This is a genomic window from Gilliamella sp. B2911, assembly GCF_026536965.1.
GTDB lineage: Bacteria > Pseudomonadota > Gammaproteobacteria > Enterobacterales > Orbaceae > Gilliamella > Gilliamella apicola_E.
The window spans coordinates 148600-170752 of the sequence record NZ_JAFNNA010000005.1; the positions used below are offsets into that span (position 1 = coordinate 148600).

The window sequence follows — 22153 nt, forward strand, 5'->3', positions numbered from 1 at the left end:
AAATTATTCAGAACGAGCTTTCCATCGTTTCAACAACAACGCATTTGTCACCACACTCACACTGCTCAGTGCCATTGCTGCACCGGCTATCATTGGATTTAAAAAGCCTAAAGCAGCGAGAGGGATGCCAATTAAATTGTAGAAAAACGCCCAAAATAGGTTTTGTTTAATTTTATTATAAGTTCTTCGAGAAATATCGATAGCATCGGCAATTAAAAATAGATTGCCACGCATTAAAGTGATACTGGCTGTATGCATTGCCACATCAGTTCCCGTCCCCATTGCAATACCAATATCAGCGGCAGCTAAAGCCGGTGCGTCATTGATACCATCACCAACCATGGCAACTTTACTATTACTTTGGCTATCTTTTTGTAATTGATAAATATAGTTTGCTTTATCTTGAGGCAAAACTTCAGCAATAACTTTATCTAAATTTAATTGCTGTCCTACATAATTAGCAGCTTGTTGATTGTCACCGGTTAACATAACCGTATTTACCTTTAATTGACGTAATGCATCAATAGCACTTTTCGCTTCAGGCTTAATAACATCAGAAAAACCGAATATGGCTAATATCACAATACTATTTTCTGATTGCTGTTTGGCTAAAAATGAGATTGTGTAACCTTTTTGCGTAAGCTCATTAACTTTATCCTGCATATCTACAAAATAGGCATTTAACGTTTTCATCCAACGCAGACTGCCTAAATAATATTCATGGCTATCAATCGTTGCCATCACTCCTGAACCCGCGATTGATGTAATATTTTGTGCATAACTGTAGGATTTAGCCTTAGCTAATATTGCTTTAGCTAGTGGGTGTTCACTACCTGCTTGCATAGATGCTGCAACAGAAAGAATTTGATCGGCTGTTTCCATGCCCAGCACATCTAGTTCAACTAACTCTGGTTTACCGATTGTTAATGTGCCAGTTTTATCAAATGCTACAGTATTAATATTGTGTAAGGTCTCAAGTGCTTCGGCATCTTTAATCAAAATACCATGACGAGCAGCAACCCCCGTACCAACCATTATAGCTGTTGGCGTTGCTAACCCTAGCGCGCATGGGCAAGCAATCACTAACACCGCAACCGCATGAAGTAAAGCTTGCTGCCAATCATGAGAAATAAAGCCCCAAGCAAGCAGTGTAATTAAAGCAATCAATAAAATGACGGGTACAAAAATAGCACTAATCCGATCCACAATACGCTGAATTGGTGCTTTTTTCGCTTGGGCTGACTCAACCATAGCAATAATCTTAGACAACATAGAATCAGCTTGAATAGCGGTTGTTTTTACAATTAATAGTCCTTCACCATTTATAGTTCCACCGGTTACGGTACTATTGAGTGTTTTAGTAACCGGAAAACTTTCCCCAGTCAACATAGACTCATCACAACTTGATGCGCCTTCAAGAACAATACCATCAACGGGTATTCGCTCACCGGGTTTAATGACCACCACATCATTAACCTTAACCTGACTTATTGGCAAACTCACCTCTTGTTCCCCTTGTCGAACTAATGCTACTTCAGGGCGAAGCGCAGAAAGTGCCTCAATCGCTTGGGTCGTTTGATGTTTGGCCCTTGACTCTAACCATTTACCAATCAAGATCAAGGTAATAATAACCACTGATGACTCAAAATAGAGGTGATCGGCATGACCAATAATAAGCTGATAAAGAGAAAGTCCATAAGCAGCGCTGGTACCAATTGCAACAAGTAAATCCATATTCCCAGACAATGCTTTAGCTGCATTAAAACCACTACGATAAAATTTAGCGCCAAGTCCAAATTGTACAATAGAAGCAATCACTAATTGCAGCCAAGCGGGCATCATCCAATGAATTCCAAATAATTCAAGTAACATCGGCAAAACAAAAGGAAGTGCAAATATAACCGAAATAATAATCGGCCAAACTGATGCTTGCTTACTCACGTCTTTAGCGTGAATTTCCGGCTCGGAAATCTTCACTGCATGGTAACCAGCTTTATCAACTGCTGCCATTAAAGTTTCTAATTTAACATCAGCATTAGCCTTAACGGTGGCCTTTTCAGTTGCAAGGTTTACACTAACATCAATCACACCATCAATCTTTCTTAATGCTTTTTCTACACGGCTAACACATGATGCGCAGCTCATCTCTTCAACAAAAAAATTATATTCGATAGTTTTCATTTGAGGCATTCCTTGATTTTAGGTATGGTAGATATTGTAGTATTAATTATCTTTTTAACAAGAATGCACCTTTTTGATATATACTACCCAAAAAGATACTGTAAAGATAACCAAGTGAAAAATAATTCGATTATCAACCCCCATTGTGAAAAACAAGACCAGACAATTACCTATTGCCCAGTTGATGTCACAATTAATATGATTGGTGGTAAATATAAATCGCTAATACTATGGAAATTGATGTCCAAAAGCGCCATGAGATTTTCTGAGTTACACAAAGAAATTCCAACGGCCACAGCTAAAATGCTAACCCAACAACTACGCGAACTTGAATCAAATGGCTTAATTCATCGACAGGTTTTTCCGGTGGTACCACCTAAAGTTGAATATTCTTTAACTAATTTTGGCAAAAGTATAAAACCAGTACTTGAATCAATGTATTTATGGGGCAGTGACTATTTAAATAATCAAGGCTTACAAGTTAATTGTTCAATGACCGTATTAGATCAATAAATTACTGTTTGTGGTTAATGACAAGTATAGATACAGGGACAATACATCCCTGCATTTAAAGAAAGAAATTAAAATTAATTACGCAATTTTTCTGGCCAATCGTTTTGAGTCGTCACCAGCAAATCTTTAACAATTTTCGGATTCCCTGCAACAATATTACCAGAAACCATATAATTATTACCGCCAGCAAAGTCGGTAACCACACCACCAGCTTCACGTAAAATCAATTCACCAGCAGCAATATCCCATGGTTTTAAACCAATTTCAAAAAAACCATCTAAACGCCCTGATGCAACATAAGCTAAATCTAACGCAGCTGAGCCAGTACGACGGAAATCACCACATTTAGTAAATAACTTTTGTAAAACCGCAAAATAACTATCACTATGTTGTTTCGCTTTAAAAGGGAAAGCTGTTGCAAGCACACTACCTTCTAAATCTTTAGCATTACTTACACGAATACGATAACCATTTAGTTGAGCACCTTTACCACGTGCAGCAGTAAACAACTCATTACTCATTGGATTATAAACGACCGCCACTTCGGTTTTACCTTTGACACGAGCAGCTATAGACACAGCGAAATGTGGAATATTTTTAATAAAATTTGTAGTACCATCAATTGGGTCAATTATCCATTGCGTATCAGCATCACTACCTTTAGCAAGGCCACTTTCTTCGGCAATAATAGTATGATCTGGATAAGCTTTTTTGATTGTTTCGATAATCAAAGCTTCAGCGGCACGATCTGCATTAGTCGCAAAATCATTAGCACCTTTAGTATCAATTTCGATTGAACTAGGATTTTCATAGGCCTTAATGGCAACATTACCTGCTTTACGAGCAGCACGAATAGCAATATTAAGCATCGGATGCATAATTTTCTTCCAATTGATGATGTTAAAGAACGGGTTAATTTAGCAAACTTACAAAGTTATACTAAAATTTAGGGCATAGTATAAAGGTTTTATCGATTTATTGCCAGATTATGTTGGGATCTAGATTTGAAATCGCAAAAGTAAAAATCTAAGCAATAAATAAGCTGATGCGTAATATAAAAACAAAATTTAATGATAAAAGTTATAATTATACTATTTAATGAATTTAACATACTTACTTGAATTTAATAGATTTAATATAAAACTATAAATTTTGTGTAATACCTGTGTAAATATCAAATTGTGAAGTTTTCGAATGAAAATGCATATTTTAAGTTTAGACTTTCTCATCTTGTAAACTAAGCCCCTCCCCATTTAAAGAAGCACATTATTTGCATAAAACCTAAATGTTTTAAAGCTAGACGAAAAGCTTATCTAGCTTGGGTAAAATGAAACTGGAAAGATAAAGAATTAACGGAATATGGAAAAAAGATTAGCGCTCTTTGAAAAATAAAACCCCTCACAAATTAAATTGCTTTAGCTAGCACACTAATATGTTCTTCAGAAATATAATGAACAAAATCTAGACAAATGTCATATTCAATACAATAATAAAGATGCTTCAAATATTAACTTATTATTTATGGAGATAAAAAATAATTTGATGAAATAAAAATATACAAAAGGAAACATAAAATTATGAAAATTTTTAAATACGCTTTATTAAGTTGTAGTTTGTTCATATTATTTGGATGTTCTGGAAATAGAGAATCATTACCAAGAACAAAGATTGTAGAAACAGAAGTAATTACCTTAAATAATGGCACGAATATTAATGTAATAACTGAAAATGCCATTAATGGGCAGGTAATTAATGATACTAATAATTATTTAAACGTTGTTACCCGAGGTGATACAGCACAAGCTGTTGGAGTAAAAATGGTTCAATTTGCCACTGCATTTTTTGGTAACCTTGGTGGAAATGTAAATACTTTTTCAAAAACAGATTTAAAAGGTAGTTATGTAAATTCAGTACCAAATAAAACCATGGAGCTTTTAAAACCTCAGTTATATACAATATTAAAAAAAATAAAAGCCAACAAACAAAAAGAACACACCATAACTATTCAACCTTATAAATTTAAACTAATTTATGATGGTATAACTGATAATAAATACAATTTTATTTACCAAACATTCATTAAAACCAATGGATTTACTTTTACTTGTTCTAGCGATAGTTTACCGCTAGATGATAAAACCAAAACTTTTGATGCATGGGAAAGTAATAACTATCAGTTGGTCCAAAATATTACTTCAAAATTAATTAATAATTGTATAACTCAATTAAATTCAGAAAAAAATTTCATACAACTTGAAGATGCTTTTAAATAAGAATTAATTATTAGCAATATAGTATGCTAACCATATAAAAGATTGATTTTAATTAATCGGTTATAAAATTCTTTTTTGATTATAAAAACCAGAAATTTAAATTATAAATATCTGGTTTTTTATTCATCACATCGTAAATTATCATATATTAACTATTACCGTTTGAATTCAATATGATTATTAATCATAATCATTTGCTTTAGTAAAAATATCATTTAATACATACACTTAAATTAAAAATAAAGTTACATGTTTTTTTGTCTGGGAATTCGCTTATTAGTCGCATTAAATTAGGAATTATTGCATAATATATGACGTATAAAATACCGAACTTAAGTTAGGAATAATTATGGAACTTCTTTGCCCCGCTGGCTCATTACCATCCCTAAAAGTGGCGATTGATAATGGAGCTGATGCTGTCTATATTGGTTTAAAAGATGATACCAATGCTCGCCATTTTGCTGGTTTAAATTTTAATGAAAAGCGACTTGTTGAAGCATCAGATTATGTTCACAAGCGCGGTAAAAAATTACATATAGCTATTAATACCTTTGCTCATCCTGAAAACTTTGAGCGATGGCAATATGCTGTTGATACTGCGGCTAACATTGGTGCTGATGCTTTAATCATTGCTGATTTAGCGATGCTTGATTATGCTGCTGAGAAGTATCCGAACCTTGAACGTCATGTCTCGGTGCAAGCGTCATCAACCAATGAAGAGTCAATTAAGTTTTATTATAATAACTTTCAGGTGCATCGTATTGTTTTACCTCGTGTGTTATCTATGCATCAAGTTAAACAGTTATCACAAGTATCACCCGTGCCTTTAGAGGTTTTTGCGTTTGGTAGTTTATGTATTATGGCGGAAGGTCGCTGTTATTTATCTTCATACCTAACAGGTGAATCGCCAAATACTGTTGGCGCTTGCTCTCCTGCAAAATTTGTCCGTTGGGAAGAGACGGATAAAGGGCTTGAATCAAGACTCAACAATGTTTTAATTGATTGTCATAAACAAGGTGAAAATGCTGGGTATCCTACACTTTGTAAGGGACGTTATTTTGTTGGAAATACACTTTATCATCCAATTGAAGAGCCAACTAGTTTAAATACAATTGAACTATTACCGGAGCTTTTTGCTGCAAATATCGCTTCCGTTAAAATTGAAGGAAGGCAACGCAGTCCAGCTTATGTAGAACAAGTCACAAAAGTATGGAGACAAGCTATTGATCGCTATAAAGCGAATCCACAAGCATTCCAAGCTGAAAAGAATTGGATGGATACCTTGGGCTCTGTTTCAGAAGGAACACAAACAACTTTAGGTGCTTATCACCGTAAATGGCAATAATTGGCCAGCATTGATATTGAAATTTTAAAATAAAATAAACATATAATAATCTTAGTAGTTTTCAATATTAATGTGCTAGCCAATTGACTATTCAAGAATTTAAATATAGTGAGCAAAACTATGAAATATGCATTAGGACCAGTGCTTTATTATTGGCCTAAAATTAAAACTGAATCTTTTTATCAAGCCGCTAAAGATAGCGAAGCTGATATTATTTATATGGGCGAAACGGTATGCACCAAACGCCGTGAAATGAAAGTACCTAATTGGTTAGATTTAGCCAAAGAAATTGCTAAGTCTGGTAAACAAGTAGTACTCTCTACCCTTGCATTACTGGAAGCGCCATCAGAACTGAACGATTTAAGACAATTAGTAAATAATGGTGACTTTTTAGTTGAAGCTAATGATTTGGCTGCCATTAATATTGCCCACGATAATAAAGTACCTTTCGTCGCTGGCCCAGCGATTAACTGTTACAACGCATTTACGCTAAAATTATTACAAAAACAAGGTATGGTACGGTGGTGTATGCCCGTAGAACTATCTCGTGATTGGTTAAATAATGTTCTCAACCAATTTGATTCTTTAAAAATTGATCGTAAATTTGAGGTTGAAGTGTTTAGTTATGGTTATTTACCATTAGCTTATTCTGCTCGTTGTTTTACAGCCAGATCAGAAGATAGACCAAAAGATAAATGTGAAACCTGTTGTATAAAATATCCTGTAGGACGAGAAGTGTTTTCTCAAGAACAACAAAAGGTGTTTGTACTAAATGGCATTCAAACCCAAAGTGGTTATTGTTACAATTTAGGTAATAATCTGAAAGATATGAAAGGGTTAGTCGATATTGTGCGTATTTCACCACTTGGTATTGAAACGCTTGATGTAGTTAAACAATTTAAAGCCAATGAAGACGGTACAAACCCATTACATATTGAACATAAACGAGACTGTAATGGTTATTGGAATGGGATTGCTGGACTTGAACTTACACAATAAACTACCTGAAAAATTTAGAGCAGATTTCCCTGCTCTAAATCACTCTGTTTATCTTGATTCGGCTGCTACTGCGTTAAAACCGCAAACTATGATTGATACAACGGTTGAATATTATGCACATAATACCGCAACCGCACAGCGCAGTTTACACCAAGATGCACTAAAAGTTACCACAGCGATTAGTGAAGCTCGGCAAAGTGTGGCTAAGTTTATTCATAGTCAATCAAGCCATCAAATTGTTTGGACTCGTGGAACCACCGAATCTATAAATATAATTGCGCAAAGTTATGCGAGACCTTTACTACAGGCCGATGATGAAATAATTGTCAGCGAATTAGAGCACCATAGCAACCTATTACCTTGGCTAATCGTAGCCAAACAAACTGGTGCAAAGGTAATTAAGTGGACTGCCGATGTTAATGAACTTTCATCATTACTATCACCCAAAACTAAAATTGTGGCCATAACCCAGATGTCTAATGTTACTGGCTTTTGCCCAGATTTAGTTAAAATTAGTCAATTAGTCCATCAGCATAATGCCATTTTAGTGGTAGATGGTGCACAAGGTGTTGTTCATCAGCCAATTGATGTTGAAAAGCTAGATATCGATTTTTACGCTTTTTCTGCCCATAAGTTATATGGCCCAACGGGGCTTGGCGTTCTATATGGAAAACAACATTTATTAGAACAAATGGACGTTTGGCAAGGTGGCGGTAAAATGTTGAAAAATACAACATTTTCAGATTTTGAAGTCGAAGATTTGCCTTATAAATTCGAAGCTGGTACCCAAAATATTGCAGGAATACTTGGTTTTAAAGCAACATTAGATTGGCTAAAAAAATGGGATGAAGCACAATTAAATTGTTATATAACACAATTGGCAAATTACGCTGAATCAAAATTAAGTGAATTGAACCATATCCAATTCTACAGTGTTAAGAATAGTCCAATAATTAGCTTTAATATGCATAACATTCATCATAATGATATCGCTATTTTATTAAGTGAACAAAACATAGCAATTCGAACAGGTGGATTATGTGCAAAGCCGTTGATGGATAAACTTGGCTGTCATGGGGTTATTCGCATTTCAATAATGCCATATAATAATCAGCAAGACATTGATAGTTTTGTTACAGCACTGAAAAATGCTATTGAGGTATTAACTTAGGATTTTACGCTAATCGCTTATCTTTTATCTCTAATTACTAACTGGTTTTATTATGTTATCACCACTATTTGAACTATTTTCTAAGCAACATAACTGGCAAGATCGTTATCGGCAATTAATTGCTTTATCAAAGCAATTACCAGCGTTTCCTGATGACCAAAAAACTGAAGCTAATCAGATTGATGGCTGTGAAAATCGAGTATGGTTAACAGTCAAAAAACAACCTGATGATTCATTTATTTTTCAAGGTGACAGCGAAGGTCGAATTGTTAAAGGATTACTCGCCGTTTTAATTACGATTGCCAATAATAAAAATGCAGAACAAATTAAGGCTCTTGATTTTCACGCGATATTAAATCAGTTAAAAATTATTGATGAATTGAGTCAATCCAGGCAGCAAGGACTAGATAAAATAATTGAACGAATTAAATTGTTAACTAATGATGTAAAAAAAGGAGAATAAATTCTCCTTTTTTTAACTATTTATGATTAGCGTTGGGTGAATAATGTAACGACTTTCTTCACGCCAGCAACTTTACTTGCAACATTAGCGGCTTCTTGCCCTTCTTCACTGGTAACAATGCCAATTAAAAACACTTCGCTATTTTCAGTTACCACTTTGATATTACGTGCTTTTGTTTTGGAATTCATGACAAGTTGTGATTTAACTTTTGTTGTTATCCACATATCATTACTGATAGTTCCAGCACCGACAGGCTCACCTGAACGAATTTGGTTGTAAACTTTCTTCACACCTTCAACTTGATATGCAAGACGTTCAGCCTTTTCAATTTGTTCTGCATTCGCTTGGCCAGTTAAAATAATATTGCCATCATAGGTACTTGAAGAAATACGAGAGCCTATAAAGAAAGGACCATTTTCGCTTAGCTTATTATTCATTCTGGTATTGAGCGTTGTATCATCAACTTGCGTTCCAGTAGTACGTGGATCGGTTGCAACTTTTGCTGTAGCGCCAGCGCCGACACCAATAACAGCCGCGACACAACCTTGTAGCATTAAAGCACCCGATACTAATACAGCAACTAAGACAATTTTTTTCATTATTACTCCTTTTATTTACAGCTCAGTAAAATTCAAATACTGATAAATTCTTTTTATTATGCCTTGTAGATAATGATTTGCAAAATAATTTTATTATTCTGAAATGTAAAAGTTATTTGATTATTTTTAATTAACATATCTCAAGAAAGCAATTACTCTACTTGTTAAAACAAACATTTATTTTTCTATAAAATCTGCTATCTTTTTACACAGATTAATAATAAACATTAACAGAGTTAAGCTATGCATCAAGATTGTATCGATTGGTTATTTGGATTATCTGCACCAATGGTTGCATTAAATAAAGAAGAAGGCGCAAGTTATACCTCACCTTATTTTTATCCAGAACGAAATTATACTGATATGAAAAAAGACTGGGGCATTGACTCTCGAGAAAGCCTATTATCAATGATTTTTGATATGGTTGATGATGGTCATGCGCCGGCTTTATCTAAACACTATTTTATGTACCCAAGATTAACCGCTCCTCATTGGCTTAAATATATTGAAAAACACTGCGATTACGATAAAGTCTTAATTGAATATGTAGAAAAAACCTATTCCGAGTGTGGTGTTGGTGGCATACGTAGCTTTGATTATGCAAGAATGGGCTATCTATTACGCAATGGCACCAGCAATATGTTCATTACTGAAGATGAAGCACTATGGATTTTTTATAGAATAGCGCTACGAGCTCAGCACTATTATTCATCTTGGCAAAGCTATTTTTCAGGATGGTTTATTGGGTATCAATATTGGGAATCATTATCCAATAAAGAAGATTTAGAGCAGCTACGTTGCGAATTATGTCGCTCATCGCGTAATTGGACTATGTCCAAGTTATATTCCAATGAAGACTCCCCCTATCATCACTTACCTTGGTATATCGAACTTGAAGAAATAGAAAAACCACAATCTTTAATGGAGTATGCTTGGTCATGAATAATAATTTTTGGCAATTATTGGGTATTGATAAAACCATTGATATAACAGAAATTCGTAATGCTTATCGGGCAAAACTTCCGCAATATCACCCCGAAACAGATCCAGTAGGCTTTAAAGCTTTACGGGAAGCTTATGAATTGGCGATGCAATACGCAAAGTCACCAGAAGAAACAGATGAACAGTCCAATCAAGAGCAAGAGGAAGTAAGCATTACCGAAGAAGAACGCCAAGTCAAAGAGATCTGCGATAATTATCAAGCTTTACTAGATGATCCTGCTCGCTGCAATGATGTTGATGAATGGCAAAAGTTTATTGCCTCCTTTTTTGATTACCCAATGTCTGTATTAGATATTGCCAAATGGAAAATGTTAGATATCAGTTATGATACATTAACCATATCACTTAATTGCGTAAAAATATTGGCAGAAAATTTACGTTGGCGCCAACAAGTGATGGATCACTATCCTGATAAAATTGAAATGTACGAGAATTTTTTCGATCACATTGAACGAGGTGATTTGTTTGACTATAACTGCCTACCTAAAAATAATAAAGCAGTACAAAATGAAACTATCAATTATGTGCGTAATGCGCAATGGATTTTTTGGGATAAACCTTATAAGGAATTAAATAAGTATTTTTCTATTCATACTGTGATTTACTTACCCAATAACCAGGAATTGATGGAAGATTTAGCTAATTGGCATAGCTTTGCTAAAGTGAAAAATAAAAGTTTATTAGAGTATGCTTTAACTCGCATCGCTAATTCCAATCAAGATGAAGCTAATCAATGGAAAGTTGTTGCAGCAATACAATATTCTTTACTTGAAGATGAAGAAAATGCCTTTCAATTTTGGTTAGAGTTATATCATTTACCACAATATCAAGAGCAAGCTACTATTTGGTTAATTGAGTGGTGTACCAAAAACCATCAAAATTATTTACCTTTACTGCTCCTTGCACTTAATCAATCACATTGTCTACCCGCTGAAACTGATAATAAATATTTATATGCGATACCCCAGCTTACTACATCTACAAACTCGCGATTATTTAAATTAAAAATAGAAGATTACCCAGAAGAAATTGCTAATGTTATTAGATGGGCAACTGATATTAATTGGAATTATCGCCAAGTGTTATATACATTATTACATGATGATGGAACCAGTAGCTTTTATCGCTTATATCGTCATGCAATTATGTTACGACACGGTAATGAAACATTATTACATGCAATCTTAAATGATCACTTTGAAGATCAATTTGAACAATTTATCTTACAAAATCTACAACGCCAGGCTAAACAGCACCTTGAATGGCTAACAAAACTTTCACCAGTCCAAGAATTTAAAGCTTGGTTATATTATGATGATACTATTATTCCAACTAAGTTTGACCCAGATGAAAATGGTGAATATGTTTTATTTGGTCGTTTATGGCTAGATAGATTCGATGATATTCCAGACACAGCTAAACTAAATTTATATAGAAATATTAACTATCGCAATATGGAGATGTTTGACTGGCCAATATATTTTCATTTCAGAGGGCGAGATAATTTACCCAAATTACCAGTCGAGTTAATTACTGAGAATAAAGATGCATATTGGCAATGGTATCGTCATTGTCTATTGGTCGTGACTATTGGTAATTCGCCGTTTAGGGCTGCAAATTTCATTAGGAAAAATAATCAGTTATTTCATTTGCCTGATGATGATCAACTCACACCACTACTAAATACTTTTAAGTCTAATGAATGGCAAAATGAAGTTGAGTTATATAATCTGATCGATTGTAATAACAAGCTAACTAGTAGTATGTTATGTAATTACCCTAATGCCATTGAATATTTTATTGATATACCTGAGGATGTTAATTTTACCGATATCAAACAAAATATAGATCAATTATGGCAAGCTAAATTAGCTAACCACTCACCAGCATATTTAATGCTACTCCATACAATAATCTTAAATAAACTGAATCAAAAAGAGGAGTTACATCAGATCTTACAAAAATTAGCTGGTGATGATGAAGCATTGCAACAATTAGCTAAAGCATTTGAGAGCAAACAATCAATCTCCTCCTCATTTAGGAAAAAAAATCGTGATATTTATCAATTATTAAACCAATTGAAAACCCTTAATGAAAATTTATCTGAAGATAATATGATTTTTAATGATGATAAAAGTAATAAATTGGAGAATATTAGAAGTGATACGGATAATGATCTAATATTACGTTTATGCTCTACACTGCTTCTAGCAAAAAATATTGAAAATCAAAAAAATCTTGAAGCAAAATCACTGCCTAAAAATAAATCGCATCAAATATGGCGTTGGAATGGTCGAACCAATGGCAAAGGTTTTTATAATCAAATATGTTGCGTCACCACGATATTAAGTTTTTTGATAATAAAGTTAAGTGGGGTGAAATCATCTCATCATATGATTTACTATATATTATTTGCATTAATTATAATTAATATTATTTTTGCAATTAGGCGACGTTCAAATGATGCATATAGTAGCGGAAAATATCGTCTTTCTATTTTCTCACCCTCAATTAATCAAACTAATCGCTATGGACCACCATTAGATAGCTAAGCAAAGATACGGCTTATACTATTTCCGTTGTGTACTATCCCCTTTGAAAAGATATTTAATTATGACCAAAGGGGATTTTTTAAATCTATCTGATTATCGATTAAGATCGTTAAGATTCGATTCAATTTCGCTTCTAACCTGTTCTATCTCTTCAGGATTTTGCTGATTTAAGACTTCCATAAAAGCTTCGATATAAGAGCCAATGAGTAGTCGTTCATCACCCAATGATTGTGCCCATGCTCGCTCTAATCTTGCTAATAAAGTACGATTTAACATTTCATCACGAGGATGAATTTTAAGTGCCGCTAATCGGTCATGGCTTTCTTGTTTTTGTTTATCGGTTAATCCAATCGGACTGTGATCAATCACTTTACCATGCAATGCCCCTGTTTCAAGTAATACCACATCGACTTCAAGCAAACCATTTAAATCATAACTAAAGCGAACATCAATACCTTGTATTTTTTCCATAGGTGTGACTGGCACTTCAAATTCATCAATTAAAACGTTATTTTCAACCTTTGGATTCTCACCTTGATAAACAGAAAGCATAATACTTTTTTGTTGAGGGTATGAAGTGTAAAACGTTTTGACCTTTGAAGTTGGAACTATCGTATTACGCTCAATAATTGGCGAAAATAACCCTTTAATATTACCCGAAGAAATTTCAATACCAAGTGTATATGGGCAAACATCGGTTAGAATAACCTCTTCAACATCGGCATTTCGCAAACGACATGCCGCCTGAACAGCTGCACCTTGTGCAACAATAGTAGTTGGATTGATATGACGATAAGGCAGTTTACCAAATAACTTTGTCACTAACTCACGAACCACACCTAATTGCGATGAACCACCAACTAAAACAATATGTTCGAGTTCATTAGCCTTTAAGCGAGCATCACTTAATGCTTGTTCAACTGGCGCTCGTAATCGATTGAGTAATGGCAACCAAATTGACTTAGCTCTTACTTCATTTAATGAAAATTGCCATTGCTTATCTTGCCAAAACCATGTCAAATTATGCATTTGCTCACCACTTAGCTTACATTTTAATTGTTCAGCTAAATCCAATAAACGCGCATAATCATCGACAGGAATATCTTCTTGCTTAAGTTCCCATTCACTCAAACATGCTTTAACTATTTCATGGGTAAAATCTTCACCGCCTAAGTAGTTATCGCCAGCTGATGCATGAACCTCAATGATAGGCATTGCATATTCCAATACTGTCACATCAAATGTGCCACCACCTAAGTCAAAAACCAGCGTATTTCCTGATTGTTCTTCATGTAATCCATACGCCATTGAAGCAGCGGTGGGCTCATTGATTAGACGGACTGCGTTTAATCCTGCAAGCTCAGCAGCAAAGCGAGTTTGTTTACGCTGTTCGTCATTGAAATAAGCGGGAACGGAAATCACGACATCACGAATTTCTTGTTTCAAGAAAGCTTCAGCATCCGCTTTTAATGATTTTAAAACTAATGCTGAAAGTTCTGTTGGGGTAAATTTTTGATCGCCCAACTCAAAAACTTTACTTGAACCTAAAAAACGTTTGAATGCTGCTGCACTACGACTAGGATGAGTAGTTAAACGAGATAAAGCCGCATGACCAACCAAAATGGTATTATCTTCATCAATGCTGACAGCTGAAGGAGTAACAACTTCACCTATTGAATTGGGAATTAGTGTCGGCTGGCCGTTTTGCCAAACACAAATTAAACTATTGGTAGTACCTAAATCAATACCTATTGGAGGATGTATAACCACTTTATTCTCTTAGTATTTTCCAACATGTCAGATATTATATCCTTAATACTATTTGAGGTGCAATTTTATCCAATGTGTTGAGTTAAACATTATTGAAAAAAGAGCAGTTTTACTTATTTTTTTTATCTATCTCAACAATTTGGCTGATTAATTTACCTGTCTTAAGCTGGGTTAAAATAAAGTCACCAATAGACACTTGTTCAACCGTTCTTATCACTTGTTGTTGCTGGTTAGTCGTTACTGAATAACCACGATCTAAAGTAGCAAGTGGACTAACACTATTAAGCTGAGATGCTTTTAATACAAATTCATGCTTAGCGTCCGTTAACCTTTTTTGAACCAGATTAATCAGTTGCTGCTGTTTTCTCTCTAGGTTTTGACCATAATAGAGCACTTTATGTTGTGGTGAAACACGTAACAAATATTTATCCAGCACATTATGACGATAGGATTGTTTAGATAAATAGTGCTGCATATTTTCAAATAAAGCATGACGACTGGTTAATAAACGATTTAATTGCTTAGATAATTTAGTTTGAGGATGTTGTGATTGCAATCGTTGATAACGCTTATTTAATAATTCTCGTCGACGTACTAAATAGTAATCAATCGCCATACATAAGTATTGTTCTTGAACTTGTAAACTTTTTATCTGCTCTAGCTTATCCCGGCTAACCAACTCAGCTGCTGCCGATGGGGTAGCTGCGCGCACATCAGCAACAAAGTCAGCAATGGTGAAATCAACTTCATGACCAACAGCACTAATAATAGGTAATTGACTAGCAAAAATAGCTCTGGCTAAAAGCTCCTCATTAAATGACCAAAGATCTTCAAGCGATCCCCCTCCTCGCCCAACAATTAAAACATCACATTCTTGGCGAATATTTGCGATTTGAATCATTCTGGCAATTTGTGCCGCAGCTTCGGTACCTTGTACCGACGTTGGGTAAATAATCAAATTCAGACTTGGATCGCGCCGGTTTAATATCTGACAAATATCATGTAGTGCTGCACCTGTTGACGAAGTAATAATCCCAACCGTACGAATATTATCAGGTAACGATTTTTTATAAATCGGATCAAACAATCCTTCTTCTGACAGTTTTTGCTTTAGTTGCTCAAATTTTTGTTGTAACAAACCAGCACCAGCCGGTTGCAATTGATTAATAACCAATTGATAATCACCACGTGCTTCATAAAGAGTTACCGAGGCATTAACTAAAACTTGTTGACCATTTTGAGGGGTAAATCCCGTACGATAATTATTATTACGAAACATGGCACAGCGCACTTGCGCAATATCATCTTTCAAAGTGAAATACCAATGACCTGAAGCTGGGCGAGAAAAATTGGAAATTTCACCAACTAACCAAACTTGCCCAATAGCATCAGAAAGCAGACCTTTAACTAATTGATTAAGATCTTTTACCGATAAAATCGAACTATTGTGCATACTATTATCCTAACAAGTTTAATCTAAATCAAAGTCGGCCCAAATTGGCGCATGATCGGAAGGTTTTTCCATACCACGAATATCGTAATCAATACCGGTTTCACCACAATACTGCATAAGTTTTTCACTAGCTAAAATAAGATCGATTCTTAATCCGGTTTTTACACTAAAACCTCTGGAACGATAATCAAACCAAGAAAATCTCTGTGTATCTGGATTGGCATGACGGTAAGTATCAGTATAACCTGCTGCCATTAAATTATTTATCCATTCACGCTCTTCAGGTAAAAAAGAGCATTTACCCGCACTTAACCACCGTTTGCGGTTATTTTCATTAATCCCAATATCTAAATCAGTTGGACAAATATTCATATCACCCATAATGAGTGATAATTGGCTATTCAGCTGTCGATCCTGTATATATTCAATTAAATCTTGATAAAATTTACGCTTAGCTGGATATTTAATTTCATTATGCAAACTTTCACCTTGCGGGAAATAACCATTAATGACGGTCAAATTACCTTTGCTAGTAGGAAATTCAGCTACCATTAATCGACATTGAGCACCATCTTCATCGGTCGGAAACCCACACTCGACCGACAACGGTTTTTGCTTAGTCAATAAGGCTACACCATAATAACCTTTTTGACCGTGATAATATAAATGATAGCCAAATTGCTTAAGTTCTTCGATTGGAAATTGGTCATTATGAACTTTAGTCTCTTGTAAACCAATGATATCGGGCTGATGTCTTTCAATAATCGCAGCTAATTGATGGATTCTAATACGAATACTATTAATATTAAAAGATAAAACTTTAATCATAAATTTATTGTATTTGATTTAATTTTGCAATTGACCCATGCTACCAAAAATACGTTATACTGTTAAGCAATTACAGCGAAAGCTATAACTAGTGATTAAAGGATCAACAATATGTCTAAGGAATTACTTTCATTGCGTCATAAAATTGATGAAGTCGACAAATCAATTTTAGCTTTAATTAGTCAACGACTAGCATTAGTTGCTGAAGTTGGTGAGGTAAAAAGCGAGCATGGAATTCCGATTTATGATCCTAAACGTGAAGCCGATATGTTAGCTAAACGTAAGCAAGAAGCCGAAAATTTAGGTATATCACCCGCCTTAATTGAAGATATTTTACGCCGATTAATGCGTGAGTCCTATATAAGTGAAAACGACAAAGGTTTTAAAAAAGTTTACAACGGCAAAGGCTCAATTGTCATCATTGGTGGTAATGGACAAATGGGTAGATTATTTGCCAAACTATTTACCCTATCAGGTTATGAAGTTAAAACCTTAGGTTCAAAAACCATGCATCAAGCAGCCGAAGTTGTCGCTGATGCCGCTGCCGTTATTGTTACAGTGCCTATCAACAAAACATGCGAAATCATTGAACAATTACCACCGTTACCTAAAGATTGCATTTTAACCGATTTTACATCAATCAAAGTCAAACCTTTACAAGCCATGCTAGCCAAACACGCGGGGCCTGTGGTTGGATTGCATCCAATGTTTGGTCCGGACGTACCAAATTTAGCCAAACAAGTCATTGTCTACTGCCAAGGTCGATATCCTGAGCAATATCAATGGTTAATTGAACAGATGCGAATTTGGGGAGCCAATTTGTGCGCGATTGATGCCAAAGAGCATGACAAATGTATGTCGTTTATTCAAGCATTACGCCATTTTACTTCGTTCTCATATGGTGTAAATTTACAACGAGAACATGCTGATTTAGAACAATTAATTACCTTATCATCACCTATTTATCGCTTGGAGTTAATGATGGTTGGTCGCTTATTTGCTCAAGATCCCGTTCTTTATGCCGATATCATCATGGCGTCAGATGAAAATATTGAGTTAATCAAACGCTATTATGAATGTTTTGGGCAAATGGTTAAATTAATTGAACAACGAGATAAAGCTAAATTCATTGAAAATTTTAACGAAGTAACTAAATGGTTTGGCAGTTATGCTGAACGTTTTATAAAAGAGAGCCAAGTATTATTAAAATTTGCTAATGACAATCGAGAATAATTTTACTTCGCTTCCTTTTATAGGATAAAAAACGATTTATAAGAAAGGCAATTGGTCAAATAAAAAACTTTAGTATGAGGAAATAACATGTCTAATCGGAAATATTTTGGGACAGATGGTATTCGTGGAAAAGTTGGAGAATATCCTATCACGCCTGATTTCGCCCTCAAGTTAGGCTGGGCAGCAGGACGAGTACTGGCTAAAGATGGTGTTAAAAAAGTCCTCATCGGTAAAGATACTCGTATTTCAGGTTATATGCTTGAATCGGCTTTAGAAGCAGGATTTGCCTCCGCGGGCGTCGCTGCTGCTTTTACTGGACCAATGCCAACACCTGCCATTGCTTATCTAACTCGCACATTTCGGGCTGATGCGGGTGTAGTCATATCGGCCTCCCATAACCCATTTTATGATAACGGTATTAAATTTTTCTCAACTGAAGGGCGAAAACTCGATGACGCCATTGAATTAGAAATCGAAGCCGAGCTTGAAAAACAGATCGACTGTGTTGAATCAAAACAACTTGGCCGAGCAAGCCGAATAACCGATGCAGCTGGACGATATATCGAATTTTGTAAAAGCACCTTTGATCACGACTTAAGTCTATCAGGACTAAAAGTTGTTGTGGATTGTGCCAACGGAGCCACTTACCACATTGCCCCAAAAGTACTTCGAGAACTTGGTGCTAAAGTAATAAAAATTGGTTGCGAACCGGATGGAGTCAATATTAATGAAAACTGTGGTGCTACTGATGTAAAAGCATTAACTAAAACTGTCCTTGAAGAAAAAGCTGACTTGGGCTTTGCTCTTGATGGTGATGGTGACCGCATCATTATGGTCGATCATAAAGGCAATAGAATTGATGGTGATTTAATTATTTACATTATTGCTCGTGAAGCCTTAAGGCAAGGTCAACTTAAAGGTGGCGTTGTCGGGACCTTGATGAGCAACATGGGACTTGAAATCGCCCTTAAAAATCTTGGCATCCCATTTGTACGAGCAAAAGTGGGGGACCGTTATGTGCTTGAAATGCTGGTTGAAAAAAATTGGCGATTAGGCGCAGAAAATTCAGGCCATGTCCTTTTACTTGATAAAACCACAACAGGCGATGGTATTGTTGCAGGCTTACAAGTTCTAGCTGCAATGATAAGAAATAACATGTCACTCGCTGAATTATGTCAAGGCATGACCATGCTACCACAAATATTAATTAACGTTCGTTATACAGGAAACCCATTAGCCAATGCTGCGGTCAAATCTGCAATTGAACAGGCAGAAACGCAACTTGGCAATGAAGGTCGGGTATTGATACGCAAATCAGGCACCGAACCGCTTATCCGCGTAATGGTAGAAGGTAGTAATCACTCTCAAGTACAAAAATTAGCGGAACAAATTGCCAATGCAGTTAAAGCATCAAATTAGCCTGTTTTTTCATCATTAATTAAGCTATTGATGAACAATATTTCTAATAAAGTGAGCGGTAAAGCTGTTATTCTTTACACAAAATTAGTAAAAAGTGTCTAAATTCTTTATTTTTTTAATCAGTTGTTGACTTATTATAGGGAATTAGGTTTAAAATAATAGCTTCGGTTATTGCAGTGATTGTTTATACCTTTTAAGGCAAAAACAAACTGTAGTTTTTATTTTTAAAATAGGTAAGAGGGTTATATGGCAGTTTCCTCTCCAGCTTCACCGCAAGCTTATATAAAACACCATCTGGAGAACTTACAAGTTGGTTCTGGTTTTTGGACCTTTAATCTTGATTCCTTGTTCTTCTCAATTGTACTTGGTGTGCTTTTCTTATGGATTTTCCATCGTGTAGCAAGGAAAGCGACGAGTGGCGTACCAGGTAAACTTCAATGTGCGGTAGAGATGATCTTTGAATTTGTAAATAATACGGTCAAAGACATGTTCACAGGTCAAAATAAACTCATTGCCCCTTTAGCACTTACTGTGTTTATCTGGGTATTTTTAATGAACTTAATGGATCTAATTCCTGTTGATTTCCTACCTTATGCGGGACAATATTTAGGTCTATCTCATTTAAGAGTCGTACCGACAGCTGACGTGAGTATCACAATGTCAATGTCACTCGGTGTCTTTGCACTTATCATCATTTATTCAATCAAATATAAAGGGATTTCAGGGTTTATTAAAGAATACACCTTGCATCCATTTAATCATTGGGCATTTGCACCAATCAATTTAGTCCTTGAACTTGTTAGCTTATTGGCTAAACCTGTTTCTTTAGGATTACGACTCTTCGGTAACATGTATGCTGGTGAACTTATCTTCATCTTAATAGCAGCATTATTACCTTGGTGGTCACAATGGGTATTATCACTACCATGGGCTATCTTCCATATTTTGATAATCACCTTACAAGCATTTATTTTTATGGTGTTGACTATCGTCTATTTAGCGATGGCCTCAACAACAGAAGATCATTAATTTTAACTTTTTTTAGATAATAAACTGGAGTATATAATGGATAGTATGAGTATGTTATTTGTAGCCGCTGGCATAATGATGGGATTAGCTGCAATCGGTGGTGCAGTTGGTATCGGTCTATTAGGTGGTAAATTCTTAGAAGGTGCTGCTCGTCAACCAGAATTAATGCCTATGTTACGTACACAATTCTTTATCGTTATGGGCTTAGTTGATGCGATTCCTATGATTTGTGTGGGTATTGCGCTATATGTTATTTTTGCTGTTGCTGGTTAATAATAATTTAAGAGGAATTGTCTCATGAATATGAACGCAACTCTCCTCGGCCAAGCAATTACATTTGTATTGTTTGTTTGGTTCTGTATGAAGTTTGTTTGGCCTCCGGTTATCCGAGCGATTGAAAAACGCCAAAAAGAGATAGCGGAAGGATTAGCTTCAGCAGAAACAGCAAAAAAAGATTTGGAATTAGCCAAAGCAAATACATCTGACATAATGCAACAGGCTAAGGTTGAGGCTAATGCAATTATTGAGCAAGCGAATAAACGCAAAGCAGCCATTCTAGAAGAAGCTAAACAAGAAGCTACTCGTGAAAAAGAAAGGATTGTTGCTCAAGGACTTGCTGAAGTTGAGGCTGAGCGTAAACGCGCTCGTGAAGAGCTTAAACAACAAGTCGCTACACTCGCTATTGCCGGTGCAGAAAAAATTATTGAACGTTCTGTTAATGAAGCCGCTAACAGCGACATCATTGATAAACTCGTAGCTGAACTATAAGGAGAATAGAGCAATGGCTGACTTAATTACGATTGCTCGCCCTTATGCTAAAGCCGCTTTCGACTTTGCTGTTGAAAAAAATAGCATCGAATCATGGCACAAAATGTTAGTGTTAACTGCTGAAGTGAGCAAAGATGCTCAAATAAAAAGCATTTTAACATCTGACATGAAAACCGATTCAGTGGCTAACTTACTCATCAACATCTGTAAAGATGTGCTTGATGAGTTTAGCACTAATTTTATTAAAGTGATGGCTGAAAACAAACGCTTATCCCTTCTTCCTGAAGTGTTAACATTGTTTGAGCAATACTGTTTAGAAAGAGAAGCCCAAGCAGACGTTGATGTAATTTCTGCCAATGAGCTTACTAGTGAACAACTTGATAAAATTTCTGTCGCTGTCGAAAAACGTTTATCACGAAAAGTAAAACTAAAATGTCATATTGATAAATCGCTCATTTCTGGTTTTATTATTCGTACGGGCGATATGGTTATTGATAGTAGTATCAGAGGACGTCTAAATCGACTAAATGACGTTCTACAGTCTTAAGGGGACTG

General features: G+C 35.3%; 20 protein-coding genes. 14 read left to right on the top strand and 6 right to left on the bottom strand.

Annotated features, from left to right (window positions below; genetic code table 11):
- Positions 1-3: 3 nt before the first annotated feature.
- Positions 4-2181, bottom strand: a complete 2178-nt coding sequence (locus tag J3U27_RS06475) for a heavy metal translocating P-type ATPase (RefSeq protein WP_267377084.1) — start codon at positions 2179-2181, stop codon at positions 4-6.
- A gap of 198 nt (positions 2182-2379) precedes the next feature.
- On the opposite strand from J3U27_RS06475, the gene J3U27_RS06480 reads away from it, so the two are divergent.
- A complete protein-coding gene (locus J3U27_RS06480) occupies positions 2380-2694 on the top strand; it encodes a winged helix-turn-helix transcriptional regulator (RefSeq protein WP_416380545.1) in 315 nt (104 codons plus the stop codon).
- Between the two features lie 74 nt (positions 2695-2768).
- Here J3U27_RS06480 and suhB read toward each other — a convergent pair whose 3' ends face one another.
- A complete protein-coding gene (gene suhB / locus J3U27_RS06485; RefSeq protein ID WP_065734990.1) occupies positions 2769-3572 on the bottom strand; it encodes an inositol-1-monophosphatase in 804 nt (267 codons plus the stop codon).
- 699 nt (positions 3573-4271) lie between these two features.
- Between suhB and J3U27_RS06490 the strand changes: the two genes are divergently transcribed.
- From J3U27_RS06490 to csdE, 5 genes are all read left to right on the top strand, one after another.
- Complete coding sequence (locus tag J3U27_RS06490) at positions 4272-4967, top strand: hypothetical protein (protein WP_065563760.1); 696 nt, start codon at positions 4272-4274, stop codon at positions 4965-4967.
- A gap of 349 nt (positions 4968-5316) precedes the next feature.
- Entirely contained in the window at positions 5317-6312 is a 996-nt protein-coding gene (gene ubiU / locus J3U27_RS06495; RefSeq protein ID WP_065563761.1) for a ubiquinone anaerobic biosynthesis protein UbiU, read from the top strand.
- Positions 6313-6432: 120 nt separating this feature from the next.
- Positions 6433-7311 (top strand): U32 family peptidase, encoded by an 879-nt coding sequence (locus J3U27_RS06500; RefSeq protein WP_267377086.1) that lies wholly within the window; start codon positions 6433-6435, stop codon positions 7309-7311.
- Positions 7268-8482: a cysteine desulfurase CsdA gene (csdA, locus tag J3U27_RS06505; protein WP_267377087.1), complete on the top strand. Its 1215-nt coding sequence runs from the start codon at positions 7268-7270 to the stop codon at positions 8480-8482. Before J3U27_RS06500 ends, csdA begins: the two co-directional genes overlap by 44 nt.
- 52 nt (positions 8483-8534) lie before the next feature.
- Positions 8535-8945, top strand: a complete 411-nt coding sequence (gene csdE, locus J3U27_RS06510; RefSeq protein ID WP_267377088.1) for a cysteine desulfurase sulfur acceptor subunit CsdE — start codon at positions 8535-8537, stop codon at positions 8943-8945.
- Between the two features lie 26 nt (positions 8946-8971).
- On the opposite strand, the gene dolP is transcribed toward csdE, so the two are convergent.
- The gene (gene dolP / locus J3U27_RS06515; RefSeq protein ID WP_065734991.1) at positions 8972-9544 is read right to left on the bottom strand and encodes a division/outer membrane stress-associated lipid-binding lipoprotein; all 573 of its coding nucleotides are present in this window, start codon (positions 9542-9544) and stop codon (positions 8972-8974) included.
- A 243-nt stretch (positions 9545-9787) separates the two neighbouring features.
- Between dolP and J3U27_RS06520 the strand changes: the two genes are divergently transcribed.
- Positions 9788-10486 carry a DUF1266 domain-containing protein gene (locus J3U27_RS06520; RefSeq protein ID WP_065563765.1) on the top strand — a complete coding sequence of 233 codons (699 nt, stop codon included), beginning with the start codon at positions 9788-9790 and terminating at the stop codon, positions 10484-10486.
- On the top strand, positions 10483-13098 hold the full coding sequence (locus tag J3U27_RS06525) for a J domain-containing protein (protein WP_267377089.1): 2616 nt from the start codon (positions 10483-10485) through the stop codon (positions 13096-13098). The genes J3U27_RS06520 and J3U27_RS06525 overlap by 4 nt, the downstream gene beginning before the upstream one ends.
- A gap of 93 nt (positions 13099-13191) precedes the next feature.
- Here J3U27_RS06525 and J3U27_RS06530 read toward each other — a convergent pair whose 3' ends face one another.
- The 3 genes from J3U27_RS06530 to xthA all read right to left on the bottom strand — a co-directional run bounded on the left by J3U27_RS06530 (position 13192) and on the right by xthA (position 17146).
- Positions 13192-14868 carry a molecular chaperone HscC gene (locus tag J3U27_RS06530; RefSeq protein ID WP_267377090.1) on the bottom strand — a complete coding sequence of 559 codons (1677 nt, stop codon included), beginning with the start codon at positions 14866-14868 and terminating at the stop codon, positions 13192-13194.
- A gap of 109 nt (positions 14869-14977) precedes the next feature.
- A complete protein-coding gene (gene xseA / locus J3U27_RS06535) occupies positions 14978-16321 on the bottom strand; it encodes an exodeoxyribonuclease VII large subunit (RefSeq protein ID WP_267377091.1) in 1344 nt (447 codons plus the stop codon).
- An 18-nt stretch (positions 16322-16339) separates the two neighbouring features.
- Positions 16340-17146, bottom strand: a complete 807-nt coding sequence (gene xthA, locus J3U27_RS06540; RefSeq protein WP_065563846.1) for an exodeoxyribonuclease III — start codon at positions 17144-17146, stop codon at positions 16340-16342.
- Positions 17147-17260: 114 nt separating this feature from the next.
- Here xthA and tyrA point away from each other — a divergent pair, with 114 nt between their 5' ends.
- The 6 genes from tyrA (at position 17261) to atpH (ending at position 22145) form a co-directional block, all read left to right on the top strand.
- Positions 17261-18382: a bifunctional chorismate mutase/prephenate dehydrogenase gene (gene tyrA, locus J3U27_RS06545; RefSeq protein WP_267337257.1), complete on the top strand. Its 1122-nt coding sequence runs from the start codon at positions 17261-17263 to the stop codon at positions 18380-18382.
- 87 nt (positions 18383-18469) lie between these two features.
- Complete coding sequence (gene glmM / locus J3U27_RS06550; RefSeq protein WP_065563770.1) at positions 18470-19801, top strand: phosphoglucosamine mutase; 1332 nt, start codon at positions 18470-18472, stop codon at positions 19799-19801.
- Positions 19802-20047: 246 nt separating this feature from the next.
- Positions 20048-20830 carry a F0F1 ATP synthase subunit A gene (gene atpB / locus J3U27_RS06555; RefSeq protein ID WP_065734997.1) on the top strand — a complete coding sequence of 261 codons (783 nt, stop codon included), beginning with the start codon at positions 20048-20050 and terminating at the stop codon, positions 20828-20830.
- A 36-nt stretch (positions 20831-20866) separates the two neighbouring features.
- A complete protein-coding gene (atpE, locus tag J3U27_RS06560) occupies positions 20867-21103 on the top strand; it encodes a F0F1 ATP synthase subunit C (RefSeq protein WP_065563772.1) in 237 nt (78 codons plus the stop codon).
- Positions 21104-21127: 24 nt separating this feature from the next.
- The gene (gene atpF / locus J3U27_RS06565) at positions 21128-21598 is read left to right on the top strand and encodes a F0F1 ATP synthase subunit B (RefSeq protein ID WP_065563773.1); all 471 of its coding nucleotides are present in this window, start codon (positions 21128-21130) and stop codon (positions 21596-21598) included.
- Between the two features lie 13 nt (positions 21599-21611).
- On the top strand, positions 21612-22145 hold the full coding sequence (gene atpH / locus J3U27_RS06570; protein WP_065563774.1) for a F0F1 ATP synthase subunit delta: 534 nt from the start codon (positions 21612-21614) through the stop codon (positions 22143-22145).
- Positions 22146-22153 lie beyond the last annotated feature (8 nt).